Source organism: Vibrio sp. 2-1-2a, from assembly GCF_032648565.1.
In the GTDB taxonomy this organism is placed as follows: Bacteria; Pseudomonadota; Gammaproteobacteria; order Enterobacterales; family Vibrionaceae; genus Vibrio; species Vibrio diabolicus.
The window spans coordinates 49270-72379 of record NZ_WBOH01000013.1 but is presented as its reverse complement, the minus strand read 5'-3'; the positions used below and the strand labels follow the sequence as shown (position 1 = coordinate 72379).

General features: G+C 48.2%; 21 protein-coding genes. 16 read left to right on the top strand and 5 right to left on the bottom strand.

The window, feature by feature from the left end; translation table 11 throughout:
* Window positions 1-16 precede the first annotated feature (16 nt).
* The 5 genes from fmt to F7Y48_RS21650 all read left to right on the top strand — a co-directional run bounded on the left by fmt (window position 17) and on the right by F7Y48_RS21650 (window position 5834).
* Window positions 17-964 carry a methionyl-tRNA formyltransferase gene (fmt, locus tag F7Y48_RS21670; RefSeq protein WP_005461453.1) on the top strand — a complete coding sequence of 316 codons (948 nt, stop codon included), beginning with the start codon at window positions 17-19 and terminating at the stop codon, window positions 962-964.
* Between the two features lie 80 nt (window positions 965-1044).
* Window positions 1045-2328 (top strand): 16S rRNA (cytosine(967)-C(5))-methyltransferase RsmB, encoded by a 1284-nt coding sequence (rsmB, locus tag F7Y48_RS21665; RefSeq protein ID WP_258507626.1) that lies wholly within the window; start codon window positions 1045-1047, stop codon window positions 2326-2328.
* Between the two features lie 64 nt (window positions 2329-2392).
* Window positions 2393-3769 carry a Trk system potassium transporter TrkA gene (gene trkA, locus F7Y48_RS21660; protein ID WP_005394041.1) on the top strand — a complete coding sequence of 459 codons (1377 nt, stop codon included), beginning with the start codon at window positions 2393-2395 and terminating at the stop codon, window positions 3767-3769.
* A 9-nt stretch (window positions 3770-3778) separates the two neighbouring features.
* Window positions 3779-5224 (top strand): TrkH family potassium uptake protein, encoded by a 1446-nt coding sequence (locus F7Y48_RS21655; RefSeq protein ID WP_006742925.1) that lies wholly within the window; start codon window positions 3779-3781, stop codon window positions 5222-5224.
* Between the two features lie 25 nt (window positions 5225-5249).
* Window positions 5250-5834 (top strand): DUF3157 family protein, encoded by a 585-nt coding sequence (locus F7Y48_RS21650; RefSeq protein WP_006742924.1) that lies wholly within the window; start codon window positions 5250-5252, stop codon window positions 5832-5834.
* Window positions 5835-5872: 38 nt separating this feature from the next.
* Here F7Y48_RS21650 and trhA read toward each other — a convergent pair whose 3' ends face one another.
* Together trhA and F7Y48_RS21640 are read right to left on the bottom strand one after the other, a co-directional pair.
* Window positions 5873-6526, bottom strand: a complete 654-nt coding sequence (gene trhA, locus F7Y48_RS21645) for a PAQR family membrane homeostasis protein TrhA (protein ID WP_005394044.1) — start codon at window positions 6524-6526, stop codon at window positions 5873-5875.
* A 70-nt stretch (window positions 6527-6596) separates the two neighbouring features.
* A complete protein-coding gene (locus tag F7Y48_RS21640; protein WP_005394045.1) occupies window positions 6597-7403 on the bottom strand; it encodes a sporulation protein in 807 nt (268 codons plus the stop codon).
* 296 nt (window positions 7404-7699) lie between these two features.
* On the opposite strand from F7Y48_RS21640, the gene F7Y48_RS21635 reads away from it, so the two are divergent.
* From F7Y48_RS21635 to F7Y48_RS21615, 5 genes are all read left to right on the top strand, one after another.
* Window positions 7700-7867 carry a hypothetical protein gene (locus tag F7Y48_RS21635; protein ID WP_005379043.1) on the top strand — a complete coding sequence of 56 codons (168 nt, stop codon included), beginning with the start codon at window positions 7700-7702 and terminating at the stop codon, window positions 7865-7867.
* Window positions 7868-8033: 166 nt separating this feature from the next.
* Window positions 8034-8300 (top strand): YihD family protein, encoded by a 267-nt coding sequence (locus F7Y48_RS21630; protein WP_048625604.1) that lies wholly within the window; start codon window positions 8034-8036, stop codon window positions 8298-8300.
* Window positions 8301-8613: 313 nt separating this feature from the next.
* The gene (gene ccoG / locus F7Y48_RS21625; RefSeq protein ID WP_256956250.1) at window positions 8614-10035 is read left to right on the top strand and encodes a cytochrome c oxidase accessory protein CcoG; all 1422 of its coding nucleotides are present in this window, start codon (window positions 8614-8616) and stop codon (window positions 10033-10035) included.
* 54 nt (window positions 10036-10089) lie between these two features.
* Entirely contained in the window at window positions 10090-11076 is a 987-nt protein-coding gene (locus F7Y48_RS21620; protein ID WP_316685381.1) for a serine/threonine protein kinase, read from the top strand.
* Window positions 11077-11110: 34 nt separating this feature from the next.
* Entirely contained in the window at window positions 11111-11713 is a 603-nt protein-coding gene (locus tag F7Y48_RS21615; RefSeq protein WP_005379036.1) for a thiol:disulfide interchange protein DsbA/DsbL, read from the top strand.
* Between the two features lie 45 nt (window positions 11714-11758).
* Here F7Y48_RS21615 and F7Y48_RS21610 read toward each other — a convergent pair whose 3' ends face one another.
* Complete coding sequence (locus tag F7Y48_RS21610; RefSeq protein WP_005394051.1) at window positions 11759-12637, bottom strand: acyltransferase; 879 nt, start codon at window positions 12635-12637, stop codon at window positions 11759-11761.
* 149 nt (window positions 12638-12786) lie between these two features.
* Here F7Y48_RS21610 and F7Y48_RS21605 point away from each other — a divergent pair, with 149 nt between their 5' ends.
* A complete protein-coding gene (locus F7Y48_RS21605) occupies window positions 12787-13743 on the top strand; it encodes a DUF2860 domain-containing protein (RefSeq protein WP_258507630.1) in 957 nt (318 codons plus the stop codon).
* A gap of 57 nt (window positions 13744-13800) precedes the next feature.
* Here F7Y48_RS21605 and F7Y48_RS21600 read toward each other — a convergent pair whose 3' ends face one another.
* Window positions 13801-15324, bottom strand: coding sequence for a YifB family Mg chelatase-like AAA ATPase (locus tag F7Y48_RS21600; RefSeq protein ID WP_258507632.1), 1524 nt, complete (start codon window positions 15322-15324; stop codon window positions 13801-13803).
* Window positions 15325-15788: 464 nt separating this feature from the next.
* Between F7Y48_RS21600 and ilvG the strand changes: the two genes are divergently transcribed.
* From ilvG to ilvA, 5 genes are read left to right on the top strand one after another with little or no spacing between them, the layout of a single operon-like run.
* On the top strand, window positions 15789-17435 hold the full coding sequence (ilvG, locus tag F7Y48_RS21595; RefSeq protein ID WP_065646619.1) for an acetolactate synthase 2 catalytic subunit: 1647 nt from the start codon (window positions 15789-15791) through the stop codon (window positions 17433-17435).
* A gap of 11 nt (window positions 17436-17446) precedes the next feature.
* Entirely contained in the window at window positions 17447-17731 is a 285-nt protein-coding gene (ilvM, locus tag F7Y48_RS21590; RefSeq protein ID WP_005378958.1) for an acetolactate synthase 2 small subunit, read from the top strand.
* Window positions 17732-17743: 12 nt separating this feature from the next.
* The gene (gene ilvE, locus F7Y48_RS21585; protein WP_258507634.1) at window positions 17744-18682 is read left to right on the top strand and encodes a branched-chain-amino-acid transaminase; all 939 of its coding nucleotides are present in this window, start codon (window positions 17744-17746) and stop codon (window positions 18680-18682) included.
* Window positions 18683-18696: 14 nt separating this feature from the next.
* Window positions 18697-20538 carry a dihydroxy-acid dehydratase gene (gene ilvD / locus F7Y48_RS21580; RefSeq protein ID WP_005394064.1) on the top strand — a complete coding sequence of 614 codons (1842 nt, stop codon included), beginning with the start codon at window positions 18697-18699 and terminating at the stop codon, window positions 20536-20538.
* Window positions 20539-20540: 2 nt separating this feature from the next.
* Entirely contained in the window at window positions 20541-22088 is a 1548-nt protein-coding gene (gene ilvA / locus F7Y48_RS21575; protein ID WP_243326881.1) for a threonine ammonia-lyase, biosynthetic, read from the top strand.
* A 55-nt stretch (window positions 22089-22143) separates the two neighbouring features.
* On the opposite strand, the gene punR is transcribed toward ilvA, so the two are convergent.
* Complete coding sequence (gene punR / locus F7Y48_RS21570; protein WP_005394068.1) at window positions 22144-23046, bottom strand: DNA-binding transcriptional activator PunR; 903 nt, start codon at window positions 23044-23046, stop codon at window positions 22144-22146.
* Window positions 23047-23110 lie beyond the last annotated feature (64 nt).

Here is a 23110-nt window from a genome sequence, read left to right as displayed (position 1 = left end):
TAGAAGGAAGTCTACCTTGAGTCAGTCTTTACGTATTGTCTTTGCAGGTACTCCGGATTTCGCCGCCCGTCACTTGGCGGCGTTGTTGTCTTCGGAGCATGAAGTAATCGCGGTTTACACAAACCCAGATCGTCCAGCGGGTCGTGGCAAGAAATTGGCTGCGCCACCGGTAAAACAACTGGCGCTGGAACACAACATCCCGGTTTACCAACCTGAAAGCTTTAAGTCCGACGAAGCGAAACAAGAACTTGCCGATCTGAACGCCGATCTCATGGTTGTCGTGGCGTACGGTATGCTCCTGCCACAAGCGGTTCTTGATACCCCTAAACTGGGTTGTATCAACGTACATGGTTCTATCCTACCTCGTTGGCGTGGCGCGGCTCCAATCCAACGCTCTATTTGGGCGGGCGATGCAGAAACTGGCGTGACCATCATGCAGATGGACATCGGTCTCGACACTGGTGATATGCTGAAGATTGCCACGCTGCCAATCGAAGCGACAGATACCAGCGCTTCAATGTACGAAAAATTGGCTGAGCTTGGCCCAGAAGCCCTGATTGACTGCTTAGCCGACATTGCTGCGGGTAAAGCAGTGCCAGTGAAGCAAGACGATGAGCTAGCGAACTACGCGAAAAAACTCAGCAAAGAAGAAGCACGCATTAACTGGAACGACGATGCGGCTCACATTGAGCGCTGCGTTCGTGCATTTAACCCATGGCCAATGAGCCACTTTGAGGCGGCAGAAAACAGCATCAAAGTATGGCAAAGCCGTGTGGCAGAGCAAACCAGTGACAAGCCAGCCGGCACCATCGTGCAAGCAGATAAAACCGGTATCTATGTTGCGACAGGCAACGGCGTACTGGTGCTAGAGCAACTGCAAGTTCCTGGCAAAAAAGCCATGTCAGTTCAGGATATTCTGAACTCACGTGCAGCTTGGTTTGAAGTCGGCACTCTGCTGGTTTAAGCCATACTAGGGGTTATCATCCCCAATAATACGAACTTTTAGAGGGCAGAGATGCCCTCCTTTACTTTAAGGTACTCATCATGAATGTTCGCGCTGCGGCTGCTAACGTCCTGTATCTTGTCGTCGACAAGGGCCACTCACTTTCAAGCGCTCTTCCAGCGGCTCAACAAACGGTACGACCTCGTGACCACGCTCTGCTACAAGAGATCTGTTACGGTGCGCTACGTTACCTACCTCGCCTAGAAATGATCGCAAACCAGTTGATGGATAAGCCGCTCAAAGGCAAACAACGTGTATTCCATCACCTAATTCTGGTTGGTATTTACCAACTGAGCTTCATGCGTATTCCTGCGCACGCAGCTGTCGGTGAAACGGTTGAAGGCACTAAAGAGCTGAAAGGTCCTCGTCTGCGTGGTTTGATTAACGCTGTATTGCGTAACTACCAACGCAACCAAGAAGAACTCGACCAAATGGCCGTCAGCAACAACGCTGGCAAGTACGGTCACCCAAGCTGGTTACTAAAACTGCTGCAAGAGGCCTACCCACAGCAATGGGAAAGCATTGTTGAAGCGAACAACCAAAAAGCACCAATGTGGCTGCGTGTGAACCATCAGCACCACACTCGTGATGAATACCTTGCGCTACTCAAAAATGAAAACATTGATAGCACGCCACACACAGAAGCAATGGACGCCATAAAATTGGCCGCGCCATGTGACGTGATGAAGCTACCTGGTTTTGAGAAAGGTTGGGTTTCAGTCCAAGATGCGGCAGCGCAGCTCTCGATCAACTACCTAAAACCACAAGACGGCGAACTGATTTTAGATTGCTGTGCAGCGCCAGGTGGCAAGACGGCACACATTCTAGAGCGCACGTCGGGCAGTGAAGTGGTCGCGATTGACTGCGACGACACACGCTTGAAACGTGTGCATGAAAACCTGAAGCGTCTCAACCTTCAGGCAAAAGTGGTTTGCGGTGATGCGCGTAATCCACAAGAATGGTGGCAAGGCGAGCAATTTGATCGCATTTTGCTGGATGCCCCATGTTCTGCGACTGGCGTGATTCGTCGTCACCCAGACATAAAATGGCTACGTCGTGCAGACGACATCGCCGTATTAGCAGAGCTACAAAGTGAAATTTTTGATGCCATGTGGACGCAACTGAAACCTGGCGGCACAATGGTTTACGCGACTTGTTCAATCACACCGCAAGAAAACGTGGAGCAAGTAAAAGCGTTTTTAGCACGTACCGCGGATGCGCAACTGCTGGATTCTGATCCCGACCAGCCTGGTCGTCAAATTCTACCAGGCGAAGAAGACATGGATGGTTTCTACTACGCAGTGCTAACCAAAACACACGCGTAACAGCATGCTAAATAGGGCGATTGGAGTGATTTCAATCGCCTTTTTCAGATAACGAGAAAAGAGTATGAAGATCATTATTCTTGGTGCAGGTCAGGTTGGCGGCACACTGGCAGAAAACCTAGTGGGTGAAAACAACGACATCACCATCGTCGACAACAATGCCGACCGACTGCGCGAATTACAGGACAAATACGACCTGCGTGTGGTCAATGGCCATGCGAGCCACCCAGACGTGCTGCACGAAGCGGGCGCACAAGACGCCGATATGCTCGTCGCGGTGACCAACACTGATGAAACCAACATGGCCGCCTGTCAGGTCGCGTTCACTCTATTCAACACCCCAAACCGCGTTGCGCGTATTCGCTCTCCAGAATACTTGGCAGAAAAAGAAGCCCTGTTTAAATCTGGCGCCATTCCTGTCGATCACCTTATCGCCCCAGAAGAACTCGTTACGAGCTACATCGAACGTCTGATCCAATACCCGGGCGCGCTGCAAGTGGTGAGCTTTGCTGAACAGAAAGTCAGCCTAGTGGCAGTAAAAGCCTACTACGGTGGCCCGCTAGTGGGTAATGCGCTGTCTGCTTTGCGTGAGCACATGCCGCACATTGATACCCGTGTGGCGGCGATTTTCCGTCAAGGTCGCCCGATTCGTCCTCAAGGAACCACCATCATTGAAGCAGACGATGAAGTGTTCTTCGTTGCAGCAAGTAATCATATTCGCTCAGTGATGAGTGAGCTTCAGCGCCTAGAAAAACCGTACCGCCGCATCATGATTGTTGGCGGGGGTAACATCGGTGCCAGTCTCGCAAAGCGCTTAGAACAAAACTACAGCGTGAAGCTGATTGAACGTAACTACCAACGTGCAGAGAAACTGTCAGAAGAGCTAGAAAACACCATTGTGTTCTGCGGCGACGCGGCAGACCAAGAGCTTCTCTCGGAAGAGAACATCGACCAAGTCGACGTCTTCATCGCACTGACCAACGAAGATGAAACCAACATCATGTCTGCGATGTTGGCAAAACGCATGGGTGCGAAAAAAGTGATGGTGCTGATCCAACGTGGCGCTTATGTAGATCTGGTACAAGGCGGCGTAATTGATGTGGCAATCTCACCTCAGCAAGCGACCATTTCCGCCTTGCTGACGCATGTTCGTCGTGCCGACATCGTGAACGTATCCTCACTTCGCCGCGGCGCTGCAGAAGCGATTGAAGCCGTCGCTCACGGTGATGAAAGTACATCGAAAGTGGTTGGGCGCGCGATTGGCGACATCAAACTCCCACCTGGGACCACCATTGGTGCTATCGTTCGTGGCGAAGAAGTCCTTATTGCCCACGACCGTACGGTCATCGAGCAGGATGACCATGTGGTGATGTTCCTGGTCAACAAAAAATACGTATCAGACGTCGAAGCGCTATTCCAGCCGAGTCCATTCTTCCTCTAGGATTTTCCTATGGTCAACTTACGTCCCGTACTGTTTGTTATCGGGCTGGTTTTATCCAAACTGGCCCTGTTTATGTACGTGCCGACTTTGGTCGCTTTCTTTACCGGTACGGGGGGATTCCTCGATTTCGCCCAAGCCGTTGTGATCACGCACCTTGCCGCCTTCATTTGCCTAACGATCGGTCGAACCGCCAAGTTCAAACTCAGCGTACGCGATATGTTCCTCATCACCAGTTTGGTTTGGACCATCGCCAGTGCGTTTGCCGCCTTGCCGTTTGTGTTCATCAACCACATCAGCTTCACCGACGCCTACTTCGAAACGATGTCGGGTATCACCACGACGGGCTCAACGGTGCTCAGTGGCCTAGACAACATGGCGCCGAGCATCTTGCTGTGGCGCTCTATTTTGCAGTGGCTTGGGGGGATTGGTTTTATCGTAATGGCGGTGGCGGTGCTACCTATGCTCAATGTCGGTGGTATGAAGCTATTCCAAACCGAATCATCCGATTGGTCGGATAAAAGTAGCCCGAGAGCAAAAACGGTCGCCAAAAACATCGTAGCGGTTTATTTGATGCTTACTGGCTTATGCATTGTGGGCTACTTGGTCACCGGCATGAACCTGTTTGAAGCGATCAATCACGCCTTTACTACGCTATCAACGGGCGGATACTCTACATCCGACGGGTCGATGAACCACTTCTCTAATGGCGCACACTGGGTGGCCACTACCTTTATGTTCTTAGGTGGCTTGCCATTTTTGCTCTTCATCGCCGCGTTACGTAAACGCCGTATTGATGTGTTAGTTAACGACGCTCAAGTTCGAGGATTCGCGTACCTGTTCGTGTTCTCAAGCTTAGTGATTTCAGCCTGGTTAGTGATTCGAGACGGATACACCATTTTGGATGCGCTACGAGTGTCGATGTTTAATATCGTCTCTGTCGTCACCACAACCGGCTTTGGCTTAGAGGACTTCACCGCGTGGGGCGCATTACCCACAACTCTTTTTGCCTTCTTAATGATGGCGGGGGCATGCTCAGGATCAACGTCTGGCGGGATCAAAATCTTCCGTTTCCAAATCGCAATGACACTGCTGAACAAACAGATGATGAAATTGATTCACCCTTCAGGTGTGTTTGTACAGCGCTACAACCAACGCCCAGTGAATGATGACATTGTTCGCTCGGTGGTCGCGTTTGGCTTGATGTTCTTTATCACTATAATCTTCATCGCGGGTTGCTTGAGTGCGCTGGGTTTAGACCCCATCACTAGCATCTCTGGTGCCATCACTGCGGTAGCCAACGTCGGCCCGGGTATGGGAAGCGTGATTGGACCGACGGGTAACTTCGCGCCTCTGCCAGATACCGCCAAGTGGCTTCTGAGCTTTGGCATGTTGATGGGCCGCTTGGAAATTCTGACTATTCTTGTACTGTTCTTCCCTGCGTTTTGGCGCCGTTAAGCAGACACAAATAAAAGGTATAACAATGAAAACATGGATCACTCTGGCGACCCTACTTGCCGCCTCATCCACATACGCCGCTGAAGTCATCACTTTAGCCGATGGTCGAGAAGTGAAGTTAAACGATGACTTTACTTGGGAATACGTCATGAAAAAACCTGCGCAGCAAGCAACAGAGACGCAAGCGACAATAGGCGCGGTTGAAACGATCGCAGCTCCCGCAATTGCGACAATTCCAGTTGTGACGAAAACTGTTGGCACTACTGTGGTGGTAAACGCCAAAAAGCCAACCATGCAGCTGTCTGACTCTGGTGTCGACGTACTGATTGGCTCCGCGAGCTATCAAGATGGTGAGCTCGTACTGCCAACGTCCATTACCAATCAAAGCTCACAATCGGTGATTCAAGTTGAAGTGGAAGTTCTGGTATTTGATATGTCTGGCCAGCAACTGGCGAAAGAAAAAGTCACAGTTTGGCAATCCATCAAGCGAATGGCGGATACTTACCTGCGACCACAACAAGCAGAACAGGGTAAAAGCATCAAACTGGCAGTGCCGCAGTCTCAGCAATACCAGTTTTCAGCCAAAGTGTTAGAAGTGAAAACTCGTTAATGTGATAACACATGTTTTGTCGAGTTCATATCTATCCGTTAGATAGGCTCGACAAAATAATAAATTGCGAAGAAGTGACACACACAACCCGCTAAAACGAAGCCATGCCAAATCGCATGATTGAATGGAATACGCTTCGCAACGTAGAAAATCACCCCCAGTGAATACACTATCCCACCAGCTGCGAGTAATGTCAGTCCGCCAATATCCAAGTTAATCGCCAACTGATAAATCACAATCAACGACAGCCAGCCCATGACCAAATACGTCATCAAGGAAAGCTTTTTAAATCGGTAAACAAACGCGACTTTCATGATGATGCCGAGTAGAGCGATGGTCCAGATAACAATCATCAAACCAAACGCGAGCGGCGTACGTAAACTCACCAACAAAAAAGGCGTATAACTGCCAGCAATGAGCAGATAAATGGCGCAGTGATCGAAAGTTTTTAGCCAGCGTTTGGCGTTGGGGTGCGGAATTGCGTGATACAGCGTCGAAGCCAAAAATAGCACGATAATACTCGCACCATAGACAGCCATACTGGCCAGCGTCAGCGTATCAGCTTGCTGGTCTATGGCTTTGATTAGCAGCAGTATCAAGCCAACAATACCAAAAATCATCCCAATGCCATGAGTGATGGTATTGGCCAGTTCTTCGCGTTGACTGTATTGAGGTTTCTGCAGTTCAGACATCAATGCGCCTATACTAGAGTTTGAAATTTGCTCTAGTATGGCACATTAGGCTTACACGTGTAAGCTTAAATTAAGACTCATGAACGGCCGTGGTTTGGTCGAGGTAATTAAGTACAAGTTCGCCCACTTGATCAAGCTTAGTTGTGGCTGGAATGGTCAACTCTCGTTTGAGTTTTCCGCTACCCAGTAAGCTTGCGAGCATGCCACCCTCGCCCTTGCGTGTGCGGTCAACTTCAAACCATAATTTAAGTTCTTGCTCGCTACGATGAGCGACAAATTCTAACTCACGCCACACGCCATGGTATGGCCCGTCAGTCGGCACCATCTCAAATTCTTGCACAAATGGCAGGTCGAACCCTTTTACTTCCTCACACTCCACTTGGCGAATACGCAAACCTTGCGCTTCAAATGCGGATAACACCGCATCCATTAGTGGATCAGGTCGAACGGTGAGGATGTCTTTATCGGTCGGGTCTAAAGCAGCAGCAACGTCCAAGCCGGTTTCGAGCCACACTTTGGCGTCACCAATGGTGACAGGCGTATTCCAAGGCACATCGAGCTGAACATCGAAGGTACGCTCTTCGCCGGAATGGATGGTAAACGCATAAGGGAGGCTCCACTTAGCAAGCACATGAGTCTGAGGTACTCGGCGCATGCTGTGTCCTTCTCGCGCACCACGGTCATCAGGAGCTTCCGCGATATAGCGACAACACAGTTTTAAATCGATGTTGTCGATCGCTTGTTCAGTGGCACCACCATAAACATGGATAGACACATCCACACTTTGACCAGGATATAGCACGTCTTGATTTAGGATTGAGTCAACCTTAGCACTCCCAATCCCAAAACTGGCAAGTGTCTTCTTCAAAAATGACATAGGCACCTCCTTCGTCGAGATCTCATACTACTACTGCTGATCGAGGGATCAAACAAAAATTGCCTCGATCATCGCGACAAAATGACAAAATCCAAACAATTCAATTGCTCAACTATCGACCAATTATTACAAGGATGCTAATCTTATACGTGATATGCATGCATATCGGTATTCCTGATTCATTAACTGGATTGGCGAGAGCCAGAAGAGTGATTCTTCAATCTTGTTGGAGCCTAGCTCATAATGATTCAGGCCATTACATCGGCAATGGATATGCCTGACAGTTAGGTAAATTAATGCGCCCAACAACAGTCAGGTTCGCACACACTAATACTAGTGCAATGCGCCGCCGCAGTGGCTTTACTACTGCACCAAAGGCAAAGCAAGTTGCGCCAGCAATGACATTGGTTGAGAAGACAGCAATGATGTCGAGTGTTCCGGCCAAAGTTATCAAAGCAGCTTAATCAAAAGCGCGGCGCCAGCTGCGCTTTTTTCTTTGCACGCGACTCAAACCACCTCAACGACTTAGAACAAAACACAGTGAAATAGATAGTTTTTCCTATTTGGTCTTCGCAAAGCAATTTGGTACCTTTACAGCTAATTACACCTATAAATTCTGTGGAGAAAGAAATGAAGTGTCATCGCATTGAAGAGCTGCTTGAGCTACTAGAGCCTGAATGGCATAAAGACCAAGAAATGAACCTACTGCAGTTCATCGTGAAGCTAGCGAAAGAAGCAGGCTACGAAGGTAAGCTAGAAGATCTGACCGACGACGTGCTGATCTACCACCTTAAAATGCGTAACAGCAGCAAAGACGAAATGATCCCAGGTCTTAAGAAAGACCAAGAAGATGATTTTAAAACTGCGATTCTGCGCGCTCGTGGCATCATCAAATAACCGGATCAACAACCCAGTATTCTTTAAGCGACTCCCTCAAATGAGTCGCTTTTTTATAACTAAAATTTTTAGTCCCATAGTTGGTTATAACTGTTCAGCCAATTATCAGGTTAACTGTACTGACTTTTGTTGTTAAACGTTGACTGCGTTAAAGAAAAGGAATTGTTATTGATTGTATAATCGCCGTTCATCAGTATTTACTAAAATAATTATGTCCGGTCATGATTTATGATAAGGACGAAGTAGCAATGTCATCGAGCGACATCAATAGAAATGACGCCGTACATTATAAAAGCCTAAGAAGGATGAGTGCATGAGTCAGGATAAGATCGATATCAAAGATGTGACTCCTAAAACCTACAACCCCAAGACTCATAAAGGGAATGGGGATCGGTTCAATCCAAGTAATCGCATCTATGTACGCGAAAGCAAAGGGACTTACCAGAAACTGCGTCGTTACGGTGGTTGGTTCTTACTGCTTCTCTTCGCTTTGATACCGTGGATCCCTTACGGTGAACGTCAAGCGATCTTGCTCGATATTGGCAACCAGCAGTTCAACTTTTTCGGTACCACGTTGTATCCGCAAGATCTTACCCTACTCGCCTTGCTATTTGTGATCGCGGCATTTGGGTTGTTCTTTATTACCACCTTCTTAGGTCGAGTTTGGTGTGGCTATCTCTGCCCACAAACCGTCTGGACCTTCATGTATATCTGGTTTGAAGAGAAGCTAGAGGGCAGCGCCAATAAGCGTCGTAAGCAGGACTCCAATAAGCTAACGGCGAATTTAGCGATGCGCAAAACCATCAAACATATCGCTTGGTTTGCCATTGCGCTCGCTACTGGTTTTACTTTTGTTGGCTACTTCGTTCCAATGAAGCAATTGGTTATCGACTTTTTCACTTTTAACGCCAACTTCTGGCCCGTCTTTTGGGTAATGTTCTTTGCCATTTGTACTTATGGTAATGCTGGTTGGATGCGTTCCATCATGTGTATTCACATGTGTCCTTACGCGCGCTTCCAGTCTGCCATGTTTGATAAAGACACCTTCATCGTTGGCTATGATGCAAAACGTGGTGAAAAGCGTGGTCCACGTCCACGCAAAGCCGATCCAAAGCAGCTTGGTTTGGGGGATTGTATTGATTGTGATTTGTGTGTGCAGGTGTGCCCAACAGGTATCGATATTCGTGACGGCTTACAATATGAATGTATTAACTGTGGCGCCTGTATTGATGCGTGTGACAACACCATGGATCGCATGGGTTACGAGAAAGGACTAATCAGTTACACCACCGAGCACCGCTTATCGGGTAAGAGTACCAAAGTCATGCGTCCGAAGCTGCTGGGCTATGGAGCTGTGCTACTGGTCATGATTGGTCTGTTCTTTGCCCAAATCGCAGCGGTAGACCCAGCAGGCATGAGTGTTATTCGCGACCGTAACCAACTGTTCCGCGTTAATAGCTCAGGCGAAGTAGAAAACACCTACACCCTCAAAGTAATCAACAAAACTCAGCAAGTACAAGAGTACTCGTTGGATGTTGAAGGGCTATCCGATGTAAGCTGGTACGGTAAGCAGACAATTCAGGTACAGCCAGGTGAAGTATTGAACTTACCAATGAGTCTTGGCGCCAATCCTGACAAGCTAAACTCTGCGATTACGACAATTCAGTTTATACTCACCGATAAGAGCAACGAATTCACCATTGAAGTGGAAAGCCGCTTTATAAAAAAACTATAGCGTCTACTTCAGTGACTAATGGAAAAAGGCTCAGCAATGAGCCTTTTTGTTTATATGTCCCAAAGTATGTTTAACTTTGACGCCCTTACCCCAGATTTTATGTGGTACGCGTTAGAAAGCATCGGCGTTCGCGCAGAATCAGGCTTTCTTCCCCTCAATAGCTACGAAAACCGTGTTTATCAATTCACTGACGAAGAGCGTCGTCGTTATGTCGTCAAGTTCTACCGCCCTGAACGTTGGAGCAGCGAACAGATCCAAGAGGAGCACGACTTCACTTTAGAATTAATTGGCAACGAAATCCCCGTCGCACCACCTGTGCGCATCAACGGTGAAACCCTTCATCACTATCAAGGCTATGCCTTTGCGCTGTTTGAGAGCGTGGGTGGTCGCCAGTACGAGGTTGACAACTTAGATCAGCTCGACGGTGTAGGGCGTTTCCTTGGTCGCATCCACAAAGTGGGTAGCCGCCAAGCCTTCCAACATCGCCCAACGATTGGCTTGCAAGAATACCTGTATCAACCAAGAGAGATTCTGCAAAACGCCAACATGATTCCAATGCACTTGGAGAACAGCTTCTTCAATGACTTGGATATGCTGATCAAATCAATTGAAAGCCACTGGCAAGAAGGCTTCAATATCATTCGTTTGCATGGCGATTGCCACCCAGGCAATATTTTGTGGCGAGATGGCCCTATGTTTGTTGATTTGGATGACGCTCGTAACGGCCCTGCAGTACAAGACTTATGGATGCTACTGAACGGTGAACGCCAAGACAAACTGATGCAGCTGGATATTGTTTTAGAAGCTTATCAAGAGTTTTGCGACTTTAACCCCGCAGAATTGAAACTAATTGAGCCACTTCGCGGTCTACGAATGGTGCACTATATGGCATGGCTAGCAAAACGTTGGCATGACCCTGCGTTTCCTCTCGCTTTTCCATGGTTTAATGAGCCAAAATACTGGGAAGGTCAGGTCCTTGCATTTAAAGAGCAGATCGCCGCTTTAGAAGAAGCACCGCTGTCTTTAATGCCTCAATGGTAAGTCAGGCCACAAATTCAAAAATGGAGATATTTCGATGAAAAAACTGTTCGCACTGTTTTCTATGCTGATGCTAAGCCTGTCGGCACATGCAGCGCAATTCAAAGAAGGTGAACATTACAAAGTATTGGATCTTGAGGCATCAAAAAAACCTCTTGTGACGGAGTTTTTCTCTTTCTACTGCCCGCACTGTAATAGCTTTGAACCTGTTATCCAGCAACTGAAAAAGCAGTTGCCAGAAGGCACTAAACTACTAAAAAACCACGTTTCTTTCATGGGTGGCAACATGGGCCCATCAATGAGCAAAGCCTACGCGACCATGGTTGCACTAAAAGTGGAAGACAAAATGGTGCCAGTGATGTTTAACCGCATCCACAATCTAAAGAAGGCGCCACGTAACGATGAAGAGCTTCGCCAAATCTTCCTTGATGAAGGTGTAGACGCGAAGAAATTCGACTCTGCATTCAAAGGCTTTGCGGTTGATTCCATGGTTCGCCGTATGGACAAGCAATTTGAAAACAGCGGTCTAACCGGCGTTCCTGCGGTTATCGTTAACAACAAATACCTAGTTCAAGCACAAAGCATCAAGACGATGGATGAGTACTTCTCTCTGGTGAACTACTTGCTGACACTAAAATAAGCGCATCGATATCAATCAAAAGGGGAGCTCATCGCTCCCCTTTGTTTATTTGTAAATCTCTTGTAGCAACCGATCTTTTTCTTGCCACACATCACCCAACCATTGCTGAAATTGTCGCTTATAGGGCTTATCGTTAAAGTAATCACCAAGCACTCGTTCATCGACGGGCAACACATTCACACGCACAACAACCTTGCCCATTCGGCCCATTAATAAATCCTTGAATGGCTTATTTGTATTTTCTGGGTACGCAAGCGTCACATCGATAATGTTCTCGAACTGCTCCCCCATTGCCGCTAACGTGTATGCGATCCCGCCCGATTTTGGTTGCAGCAAATATTGGTAGCTCGTCTTACTCTTACGCTGTTTTTCTTCGGTAAATCGAGTGCCTTCGACATAATTAACCACTGTGGTTGGTGCATGTTTGAACTTGGCGCACGAGCGACGTGTCGTCTCTAAATCTTGACCTCGTTTGTGCGGGTTGCGGATCAGATACTCTCGCGAATAACGACGCATAAATGGCATGTCGAGCGCCCAACACGCCATCCCAATGAAAGGCACATACAACAGTTGTTGTTTGAGGAAAAACTTCGGCATAGGAATGCGGTCTTTAAACACGCAGCAAAGCACCACAATATCGGTCCAACTGAGATGATTACTGATCAACAGATACCACCCGTCTTTTTTCAGCGCCTCACCGCCCTGAACATCCCAGTCAACACGGTTAGAAACCGCCAGAATGCCCGCATTGACGGTAGCCCATAACCACATCACCTTGTTGGCACAAGCGGTCGCTTTCGCTTTTAGCTCCACGCTTGGAAGCAATACTTTAAACACAGCGATAATACAAATTGCGAGTGAACACAGCGCAGAATTGATAATCACAAAAGAAGCGTTAAAAAAAAATAACAAATATGCCAACATGATAGTCAAACAACAGTGATAATGTGTGAAGAATAAAACAGCGTGTAATTATACTGCGCCTTTGCCACATTGGAATATGCGTGGGAATGGTCAGATTTGTTACCTCAACCAATATTTGCACCACTCATTCGACAATAAGGAGATAACGAATGAAACCAAGGCTAATTCTCTTGCCTTTGGCCTTTGTCGTCAGTTCTGCTCAGGCTCAACTCGCTGAAACCGCAGGTTTTGGCGGTGAAATTTCGCTGAATGCCGGATTTGTATCATCAGAATCCAACTTCAATACGGAAAATAGTAACACCATCGATTCTCTCGATAAGCGCGCCGATAGTGACAGTTCCGTTATCGCTGCGCCGCTAGGAAGCATTACTTACACTTTTGGTAACCGACTCAATCACCAAGTGTACGCGGGTACCACACGTTCCGATGTCGCGGTTGGTACACTCGCTTTTCAGCTGGGCTATCAACACGAGTTGCCATCCGGCACCGTGCTCGATATTTCCTATCTACCGACCGTGCTCAAAAGCGAAACTTGGCGTAACCCATATCAAGTCGGAACCGCCCGTCAAGAAACGGATGTGGACGGCAATGCCTATCGCTTTCAAATCAAAGGATTGATTGATAAAAACTTCAACCTTGATCTCGCTTATGCTGATAAAGACATTGAGCAAGAAGAAGTAACGGACCGTTCACTCGCTCGCGATGCGAGCCTTTACTACGTTAAAGGTGACTATCGGATTTCACTTAATCAAACATCCATATTGCAACCGGCGTTTACCTACATTAATCAAGATGCCGACGGTAAGGCGGAGTCATTTGATTCGTACGGATTTGACATTAGCTGGTTTAAATTTATCAACCGCCATCGATTGGCCCTCACCGCAGGTTATGCATGGAAAGACTATCAAGCCGCTAGCCAAACTTTTGCTAAAACACGAAATGACGACACCGTCAGCCTATTTGCAGCCTATGAATATCAAAACGTATTTGACTGGCAAAACTGGTCGTTCATCTCTTTAGCCGGCTACAGCCAAACGGACTCCAATATCACGTTCTATGATGAGAAAGAGTACCTGTTGTCTCTTGGTCTCAACTACACCTTCTAACGTCCTTCATCGCAACAAGGCACTTACAACACTTGTTGCGGTGATATTTGCACGTCTCTATACCGCTTGCGCCGTGAGTTGTTTCAGTAAGCGATCCATCGCTCGATACCCAAGCGCCTCGGCTAAGTGCGCTCGTTCAATCTGCTCCGCCCCATCAAGATCTGCTATCGTTCGTGCTACTTTGATAATGCGATGATACGCGCGAATCGAAAGCCCCAAACGATGTAAAGCGGTTTCAAGAAACTCCGCATCACTTTTGTGTAAGGGGCAAAACGCCTCGATTTCTCGACTGCCTAACAGTGCATTTACCTTACCGCTGCGGTTCAGCATATTGGTACGCGCATGATTCACACGTTCTTTAACGATAGCGGTCGACTCACCGCGATCACCACCTTCTGCTAATGTCCCTTTGGGCAGAGCAGGGATTTCTAAAGACATATCAAAGCGATCTAACAGCGGTCCAGATAATCGACCAAGGTAACGCAAAATGGCTTGTGGATTGGTGCGAGCTTGATTGCCTTCGTAATACCCTGTCGGACTTGGGTTCAATGCTCCAACTAATTGGAAGCGAGCCGGAAAGCGTGTTTTACCTTGCGCTCGAGAGATAATGATCTCACCAGATTCGAGCGGTTCGCGTAACGAGTCCAGCACCTTTCGGTCAAATTCGGGCATTTCGTCGAGAAACAACAAGCCGTTGTGGGCTAAAGAGATCTCCCCGGGTCTGGGTACCGAGCCACCGCCAACTAATGCCGCCATTGAACTTGAATGATGCGGCGAACGAAACGGACGCGACTTCCAATTATGCTCATTAATTTCACTTTGTGTCAGCGATGCCACCGAAGCGGTTTCCATTGCTTCTTCGTCACTCATTTCCGGTAATAAGTCACACAAGCGCGAAGCCAACATGGTTTTCCCGGTACCTGGCGGGCCAAGGAAAAGTAAGTTGTGGTTTCCAGCGGCAGCAATCTCCAGTGCGCGCTTACCTTGTTGTTGGCCAATAATATCTTGTAAGTCTCGACCATGTTTTTCGACTATTTTGCGCTTAGGCGTTTGAAAAAGATTCAGTCGATGTTGACCACAAAGCTCAGCACATACTTCCAGTAATGATTGGGCCGATTTATGTTGTTCCTTCCCCACCAGCGCCGCCTGATCGCCATTCACATGTGGGACCACTAAATGACGTTGAATCTTACTGGCTTCCAGCGCAGCAGGCAGCACACCTTTTACAGGTCTCAGACCACCAGATAGCGCTAACTCGCCAACAAATTCGTAGTTTTTAAGCTTATCTGTCGCGATTTGCTCCGAAGCGGCCAAAATCCCCAATGCGATAGGAAGATCAAAACGCCCTCCCTCTTTGGGCAAATCTGCTGGAGCTAAATTAACGGTGATCCGCTTAGCTGGAAACTGAAAATTAGAATTAATGATCGCGCTACGAACGCGATCTTTGGACTCTTTTACCGTCGTCTCTGGCAGCCCTACCAAGGTAAACCCGGGCATACCATTGCTAATATGAACTTCTACACTAACCGATGGCGCTTGCACCCCGACGCTTGCTCGACTATGAATGATTGCCAGCCCCATACGTTCCTCAATTTATTGAACACTCTGTAAACAAATGTTTTATCTAGTTGGTTATGTTATATACCGCGTCCCAATTGAGAGTTAATGTGAAAAAAGAATGACTTTTTGCTTGTCATGCAGCGGAATTGTGTGATACCACTAATGACGCAAACAATTTCGTAGAACATTACACAACATTTTTTAACGAAAAAAGAACGACAGACAGATGAACCTTTTCGCTCATATCAACGCACTGCTAGCCCTGATTATCGTGGTCATTATTGGCACCGCGCGGGGTATTGTGGGCGAAAGGTAACCACAAATTACAAAAAACCCCCGCACTGAAAAGTCCGGGGGTTTTTTTACAACTACAAGTTGTCATCTGTCTAATCCTCGGACAGTTTAACGGGAAGAATGGGAGTGCACATGAAGTGCAATAAATATGGCAATCGCTACGAGCCACAACGTAGCAAAGGAGGTTTACGATGACTGGTGCACAACTTGTCGTAGCCGCTTTAAGACAGCAAGGCATCGAAACCGTTTTTGGCTACCCTGGCGGGGCCATCATGCCAATCTACGATGCTTTGTATGACGGAGGGGTGGAGCACATCCTATGCCGTCATGAGCAAGGGGCCGCCATGGCCGCAATTGGTATGGCTCGTTCCACTCAAGACGTTGCTGTATGCATGGCAACTTCCGGCCCAGGGGCCACTAACCTTGTTACCGGCCTTGCCGACGCTTTCCTTGACTCCGTACCTCTAGTTGCCATCACAGGCCAGGTTGCTAGCTCTCATATCGGTACCGATGCATTCCAAGAAATGGATGTGATCGGAATGTCCCTAGCCTGTACTAAGCACAGCTATCTCGTGACCGAAATTGAAGACCTAGCGCCAACGCTAGCCGAAGCCTTTGAAGTGGCCAAAACGGGTCGTCCGGGTCCAGTCATTGTCGATATCGCCAAAGACGTTCAACTGGCTCAAACCCCAACAGATCTACTGCCTCCATACGTAGCGCCTGCAATCGCAGACGTCAGCGCTGAAGACATTAAGCGCGCGCAAGATGTACTGGCAGCATCAACTCGCCCAGTGTTGTATGTTGGTGGTGGCGTGCAACTCGCGAAAGCAACCGATGCAGTACGCGAATTCCTTCGCTTAAACCCAATGCCAGCAGTTAGCACACTAAAAGGCCTCGGTACCATTGAACGCCATGACCCTCACTATCTTGGTATGTTGGGCATGCACGGCACCAAAGCCGCTAACCTAGTGGTTCAAGAAGCCGATCTATTGATCGTGGTTGGCGCGCGCTTTGATGACCGTGTGACGGGTAAGCTCGACACGTTTGCACCAAATGCGAAAGTGATTCACATCGACATTGATGCTGCGGAGATTCATAAACTGCGCCACGCCAACGCACCATTGCGTGGCGACATCAACACCATTCTTCCTCAGCTAGAGCTGACTCAAGATATCTCACCGTGGGTACATCACAGTGAAAGTCTGCGCAGCGGCTTTAAGTGGCGTTACGACCACCCGGGCGAGTTAATCTACGCGCCGCTATTGCTTAAACAACTGTCAGACATGATGCCAGACAGCTCAATTGTCTCGACTGATGTAGGTCAGCACCAGATGTGGGCAGCGCAACATATCCAGCCACGCGAACCACAAAATTTCATCACTTCTGCTGGCCTTGGCACCATGGGCTTTGGCTTGCCAGCAGCGATGGGTGCAGCAGTCGCACGTCCTGATGATCAGTCTATCCTTATTACAGGTGACGGTTCATTTATGATGAACGTGCAGGAATTGGGCACGCTGAAGCGTCGTCAGATTCCAGTGAAGATTGTCCTTCTTAATAACCAACGTCTTGGCATGGTTCGCCAATGGCAGTCATTGTTCTTTGACGGCCGCCACAGCGAAACCATTCTTGATGACAACCCAGACTTCGTGATGCTTGCCAAAGCGTTCGATATCCCGGGCAAAACCATCACCAAGAAAGAAGAAGTCGAACCTGCTCTCAAAGAGATGCTAGCGAGTGAAACTTCTTACATGCTTCACGTTTTGATTGATGAAGAAGAAAACGTGTGGCCATTGGTGCCACCTGGCGCATCAAACAGTGATATGTTGGAAAATACATAGGAGACAATCGCATGGACAGATATTTACTCGACATCAAAGCCGATGACAAACCGGTACTGTTGGAGCGCGTTCTACGTGTGATTCGTCACCGAGGCTTCGTGATCAAACAAGTCGCTGCTACGCAAAACCACGAAAGCAAAGTAGCCAGCGTCGAGATCATCGTCGACAGCGATCGACCAATCTCGTTTTTGATCAATCAAATAGAGAAGTTGTGGGACGTTCGTAAGGTTGAGGTGCTAAAAATCCGCAACGATGAACTGCCAAATCATAACTTACAACAACACGTAAGTGCATAAGGAAGGCAACAAATGGCAACGAAAACTGCAGATTTCATTTGGTTTAATGGTGAGATGGTTCCATGGGCAGAGGCTAACGTTCACGTTCTGACTCACGCAATGCACTATGGTACATCCGTGTTTGAAGGCGTGCGCTGTTACAACACACCAAAAGGCCCAATTGTCTTCCGTCACCGTGAGCATGCACAACGTTTAAAAGATTCCGCCAAGATTTACCGTTTCCCGATCCCTTTTTCTGTAGAAGAAATCATGGAAGCGACCCGCGAAACACTGCGCCAAAACAAACTCGATAGCGCTTACATTCGTCCATTAGGTTTTGTCGGTAATGTTGGTTTGGGCGTGTGCCCACCAGTTGGCACTGAAATGGATCTAATCATTGCGGCATTTCCTTGGGGCTCTTACTTAGGCGAAGAAGCGCTAGAAAAAGGTGTCGATGCGATGATTTCAAGCTGGAACCGCGCTGCGCCAAACACCATCCCAACTGCGGCTAAAGCAGGCGGTAACTACCTATCTTCACTACTGGTTGGTGGTGAAGCGCGTCGTCACGGTTACGACGAAGGTATTGCGCTAAGCGTAGATGGTTACCTATCGGAAGGCGCCGGTGAAAACATCTTCGTTATCAAAGATGGCGTGATCACCACACCACCAGCAACTAGCGCGATTCTGCCGGGCATCACTCGTGACTCGATCATGACGATTGCACGCGATAAAGGCTACGAAGTGCGTGAAGCGAACATTGCTCGTGAAGCCCTTTACCTTGCCGATGAAGTCTTCATGACAGGTACTGCGGCTGAAATTGTGCCTGTGGCAACCATCGACAAAATTGAAGTGGGCACAGGTAAACGCGGCCCAATCACTAAAGAACTACAAGCAGCCTACTTTGGCCTATTTGACGGCACCACGAAAGATAAGTGGGGCTGGTTAGACTATGTGTACCCAGAACAGAAGTAAGAAGGATTTAAGAAATGCCAAAATATAGATCAGCTACCACCACACATGGTCGTAACATGGCGGGGGCACGCGCGCTGTGGCGTGCAACGGGTGTGAAAGAAGAAGACTTCGGTAAACCAATCATCGCCGTGGTGAACTCGTTTACTCAATTTGTTCCGGGTCACGTACATCTTAAAGACATGGGTCAGCTTGTCGCACGTGAAATCGAAAAAGCCGGCGGCATCGCAAAAGAATTCAACACCATCGCGGTTGATGATGGTATCGCAATGGGTCACGGCGGCATGCTGTACTCACTGCCTTCACGCGAACTTATCGCAGACTCTGTAGAGTACATGGTCAATGCGCACTGTGCCGATGCCATGGTATGTATCTCTAACTGTGACAAAATCACTCCGGGAATGTTGATGGCATCCATGCGTCTCAACATCCCGGTTATCTTTGTTTCTGGTGGCCCAATGGAAGCGGGTAAAACCAAGCTTTCTGATCAGATCATCAAACTAGACCTTGTTGATGCAATGATCCAAGGTGCGGATCCAAAAGTATCTGATGAGCAAAGTGAGCAGATCGAACGCAGCGCATGTCCAACCTGTGGATCGTGTTCAGGCATGTTCACGGCAAACTCGATGAACTGTCTAACGGAAGCGCTGGGTCTTTCTCAGCCGGGCAACGGTTCTATGCTGGCGACGCACGCAGACCGTGAACAACTGTTTCTTAATGCAGGTCGTCGCATCGTTGAACTGACTCGTCGTTACTACGAGCAAGATGACGAATCCGCGTTGCCACGCAACATCGCAACTTATGATGCCTTCGAAAATGCAATGGCACTGGATATTGCCATGGGTGGTTCAACCAACACCATTTTGCACCTGTTAGCTGCAGCGCAAGAAGGTGAAGTGGATTTCGATATGGAAGATATCGATCGCCTGTCTCGCCAAGTGCCACACCTATGTAAAGTGGCACCATCTACCCAGAAATATCATATGGAAGACGTACACCGCGCTGGTGGCGTAATGGCGATTCTTGGTGAGCTTGACCGTGCAGGTCTACTGCACAATGATGCGCGCACCGTACTTGGCCTTTCGATGAAAGAGCAACTGGCAAAATACGACATTATCCAAACTGAAGACGAAGAAGTACTTAAGTTCTACCGCGCAGGCCCTGCGGGTATTCGTACCACTCAAGCGTTCTCACAAGATTGCCGCTGGGATCGCCTTGATGACGACCGCGCTGAAGGTTGTATTCGCGCGAAAGACAACGCCTTCAGCCAAGAAGGTGGCCTAGCCGTTCTATCAGGCAACATCGCATTGGATGGCTGTATCGTTAAGACAGCCGGTGTCGATGAGAGCATTCTTAAGTTCACTGGTCCAGCGGTGGTATTTGAGAGCCAAGAAGATGCGGTGGAAGGCATCTTGGGTGGCAAAGTCAAAGCAGGTGATGTGGTTGTTATCCGTTACGAGGGCCCTAAAGGTGGTCCGGGCATGCAAGAAATGCTTTACCCAACCACTTACCTAAAATCGATGGGCCTTGGTAAAGAATGTGCACTGCTGACTGACGGTCGCTTCTCTGGTGGTACATCAGGACTCTCTATCGGCCATGCTTCTCCTGAAGCCGCTAACGGCGGTGCTATTGGACTGGTGAAACCGGGCGATATGATCGCGATTGATATTCCGAACCGTTCAATTTCACTCGAAGTGTCTGAACAGGAACTTGCAGAGCGCCGTGCAAAACAAGACGAACTTGGCTGGAAACCTGTTGATCGTCAAAGAGAAGTTTCCTTTGCACTTAAAGCGTACGCGAGCATGGCCACCAGTGCTGACAAGGGTGCAGTACGAGACAAGTCGAAGCTAGAGGGCTAGCAATGATGGAATCTCAACCCGAAAAGAAAGTAAATCAAACTGGCGCAGACTATCTGCGCCAAATCCTCCGCGCTCCGGTGTATGAAGTCGCAACAGTGACGCCACTGCAAGAAATGCCTCGTTTATCTGCACGTATCGGGAATAATGTGCAGATCAAGCGCGAAGATCGCCAACCCGTGCACTCATTTAAATTACGCGGTGCGTACAACATGGTGGCAAGCCTAACTGAAGCACAGAAAGCAGCGGGGGTGATTGCAGCATCGGCAGGTAATCACGCTCAAGGCATGGCGCTGTCTGGCACTAAGCTGGGCATCAAAACCACCATCGTGATGCCAAAGACCACGCCGGATATCAAAGTCGACGCCGTACGCAGCTTTGGTGGCAATGTGGTACTACACGGCAGCAACTTTGATGAAGCAAAAGCAGAAGCCGAACGTTTGTCAGAGCAATATGGCTATACTTTTGTGCCCCCCTTTGATCACCCACTGGTGATCGCAGGTCAAGGCACCATTGGTATGGAAATGCTGCAGCAAAATGGTCATCTTGATTACATCTTCGTTCCTGTCGGTGGCGGCGGTTTGGCCGCTGGTGTTGCGGTACTCGTGAAGCAGTTAATGCCAGAAATAAAAGTCATTGCCGTAGAGCCGGAAGACTCATCTTGTCTGAAAGCCGCGCTAGATGCAGGTGAACCTGTCGTACTAGACCAAGTCAGCATGTTTGCCGATGGCGTTGCAGTAAAGCGCATTGGTGAAGAGACTTTCCGTCTGTGCCAGAAGTACATTGATGGCCATATTGCAGTGTCCAGTGATGAAATCTGCGCAGCAGTAAAAGACATCTTTGAAGATACCCGTGCGATTGCTGAACCTTCGGGTGCGCTTGCTCTGGCGGGGCTGAAAAAGTTTGCTGAACAGAACAATCTGAAAGACAAAAACCTAGGCACGGTACTGTCTGGCGCAAACACCAACTTCCACGGGTTACGCTATGTGTCAGAACGTTGCGAGCTAGGTGAAAAACGTGAAGGTTTATTGGCAGTGACGATCCCTGAACGCCAAGGAGCGTTCTTTGAGTTCTGTAACTTGATTGGCGGCCGTGCAGTTACGGAGTTTAACTATCGTTATAACGATGACGAACTCGCTAATATCTTTGTCGGTGTCCGTCTGCAAGGCGGTCAAGAAGAGTTGGAAAACATCATTCACGATCTACGTGAAGGTGGCTATCCGGTGGTTGACCTTTCTGACGATGAAATGGCGAAGCTACACGTTCGCTACATGATCGGCGGGAAGCCATCGAAGCAACTCAAAGAGCGACTCTACAGCTTTGAATTTCCAGAGTACCCAGGTGCCTTGCTGAAATTCTTAAGCACTCTTGGTACCCATTGGAATATTAGCTTGTTCAACTACCGTAACCACGGCGCAGACTACGGACGCGTTTTATGTGGTTTCGAGTTAGATGAAGGAGATTTAGCTCAGTTTTCGGCACATTTGCGCGAACTTGGCTATCAATGCAAAGACGAAACAGACAACCCGTCTTACAAGTTCTTCCTGTCATAAAACGCCACGCTCCAAACATATCAAATAAAACACCTCGCTATTGCGAGGTGTTTTTTTATGACTGTAACCAATCTTGATGTAGTTGATTAGGCGATCCTAGGTAATCCACCATCCATTGGATCAATTTATGGTTATCATCTTTGCGCCAGACCAAGCAACAATGACTGAGCGGCTTATCATCTGGCATAACCTTCTCCACCAGCACACCATCATTGATCAGTGGCGTTGCAATATGACGTGGCATGTAACCCACGCCAACTCCATTTTTCAAACATTCAATTGCACTGTACCAGTTGGGTAGTAACAATCGGCGTTGTTGCGGGTAATGGCCAGTATGGCGCTTTGGCAGCACGTTCGAAGTATCATCAAGGCAGATCGCCGGAAATTGACTCACAAACTCTTCAGTAAGCACTTGTTGGCGAACACAGGGATGAGCGGGAGACATTACAAATGCCCAATCCAATACGCCCATATCTTTGACTTCAAAATCTCCACCAACGGGAACCGCAGACGTGGCGCCAACGACAATGTCGGCTCTACCTTGTGCTATGGCTTCCCAAGAGCCATTAAATACTTCCATATTGATCTGCAATTCAGCAAATTCAAACTCGCGATAAAAGTCTTCCACCAAAGGTTTGAGTTTTTCTAACTTCACCACGTTATCTAAGGTCAGCTTTAACGTGCTCTTCCATCCCTGAGCTGCTCGGCGTGTTTGTGCTTTCACCTCTTCCATTTGACGCAGCAAAGAGCGAGCCTCAGCCATAAAAAGTTCACCTGCTGGAGTTAACTCCACTTTCCTCGGTAAGCGTCGAAACAGCACCACATCTAAATCTTGCTCGACCTGCCTTACTCCATAGCTGATGGCAGAAGGGACTTTATGCAGCACCTCAGCCGCAGCGGTGAAACTGCCTAAACGGGCAACCGTATCCAGCATTTCCAGAGACGCTTTAGAGAACATGATTTAACCTTTCAAAAAATTTGATTGATAACCAACAATTTTAGCGTTTTATTTTATCAAAATC

What these genes read in the sequence shown, in the direction of transcription:
- ilvM (WP_005378958.1), top strand. Translation starts at nt 17,447, where the DNA reads ATGGACAGATATTTACTCGACATCAAAGCCGATGACAAACCGGTACTG.
- F7Y48_RS21610 (WP_005394051.1), bottom strand. Translation starts at nt 12,637, where the DNA reads ATGTTGGCATATTTGTTATTTTTTTTTAACGCTTCTTTTGTGATTATC.
- ilvA (WP_243326881.1), top strand. Translation starts at nt 20,541, where the DNA reads ATGATGGAATCTCAACCCGAAAAGAAAGTAAATCAAACTGGCGCAGAC.
- ilvD (WP_005394064.1), top strand. Translation starts at nt 18,697, where the DNA reads ATGCCAAAATATAGATCAGCTACCACCACACATGGTCGTAACATGGCG.
- trkA (WP_005394041.1), top strand. Translation starts at nt 2,393, where the DNA reads ATGAAGATCATTATTCTTGGTGCAGGTCAGGTTGGCGGCACACTGGCA.
- trhA (WP_005394044.1), bottom strand. Translation starts at nt 6,526, where the DNA reads ATGTCTGAACTGCAGAAACCTCAATACAGTCAACGCGAAGAACTGGCC.
- F7Y48_RS21600 (WP_258507632.1), bottom strand. Translation starts at nt 15,324, where the DNA reads ATGGGGCTGGCAATCATTCATAGTCGAGCAAGCGTCGGGGTGCAAGCG.
- F7Y48_RS21620 (WP_316685381.1), top strand. Translation starts at nt 10,090, where the DNA reads ATGTCCCAAAGTATGTTTAACTTTGACGCCCTTACCCCAGATTTTATG.
- F7Y48_RS21640 (WP_005394045.1), bottom strand. Translation starts at nt 7,403, where the DNA reads ATGTCATTTTTGAAGAAGACACTTGCCAGTTTTGGGATTGGGAGTGCT.
- F7Y48_RS21630 (WP_048625604.1), top strand. Translation starts at nt 8,034, where the DNA reads ATGAAGTGTCATCGCATTGAAGAGCTGCTTGAGCTACTAGAGCCTGAA.
- F7Y48_RS21605 (WP_258507630.1), top strand. Translation starts at nt 12,787, where the DNA reads ATGAAACCAAGGCTAATTCTCTTGCCTTTGGCCTTTGTCGTCAGTTCT.
- rsmB (WP_258507626.1), top strand. Translation starts at nt 1,045, where the DNA reads ATGAATGTTCGCGCTGCGGCTGCTAACGTCCTGTATCTTGTCGTCGAC.
- F7Y48_RS21650 (WP_006742924.1), top strand. Translation starts at nt 5,250, where the DNA reads ATGAAAACATGGATCACTCTGGCGACCCTACTTGCCGCCTCATCCACA.
- ilvG (WP_065646619.1), top strand. Translation starts at nt 15,789, where the DNA reads ATGACTGGTGCACAACTTGTCGTAGCCGCTTTAAGACAGCAAGGCATC.
- punR (WP_005394068.1), bottom strand. Translation starts at nt 23,046, where the DNA reads ATGTTCTCTAAAGCGTCTCTGGAAATGCTGGATACGGTTGCCCGTTTA.
- ilvE (WP_258507634.1), top strand. Translation starts at nt 17,744, where the DNA reads ATGGCAACGAAAACTGCAGATTTCATTTGGTTTAATGGTGAGATGGTT.
- ccoG (WP_256956250.1), top strand. Translation starts at nt 8,614, where the DNA reads ATGAGTCAGGATAAGATCGATATCAAAGATGTGACTCCTAAAACCTAC.
- F7Y48_RS21635 (WP_005379043.1), top strand. Translation starts at nt 7,700, where the DNA reads ATGCGCCCAACAACAGTCAGGTTCGCACACACTAATACTAGTGCAATG.
- F7Y48_RS21615 (WP_005379036.1), top strand. Translation starts at nt 11,111, where the DNA reads ATGAAAAAACTGTTCGCACTGTTTTCTATGCTGATGCTAAGCCTGTCG.
- F7Y48_RS21655 (WP_006742925.1), top strand. Translation starts at nt 3,779, where the DNA reads ATGGTCAACTTACGTCCCGTACTGTTTGTTATCGGGCTGGTTTTATCC.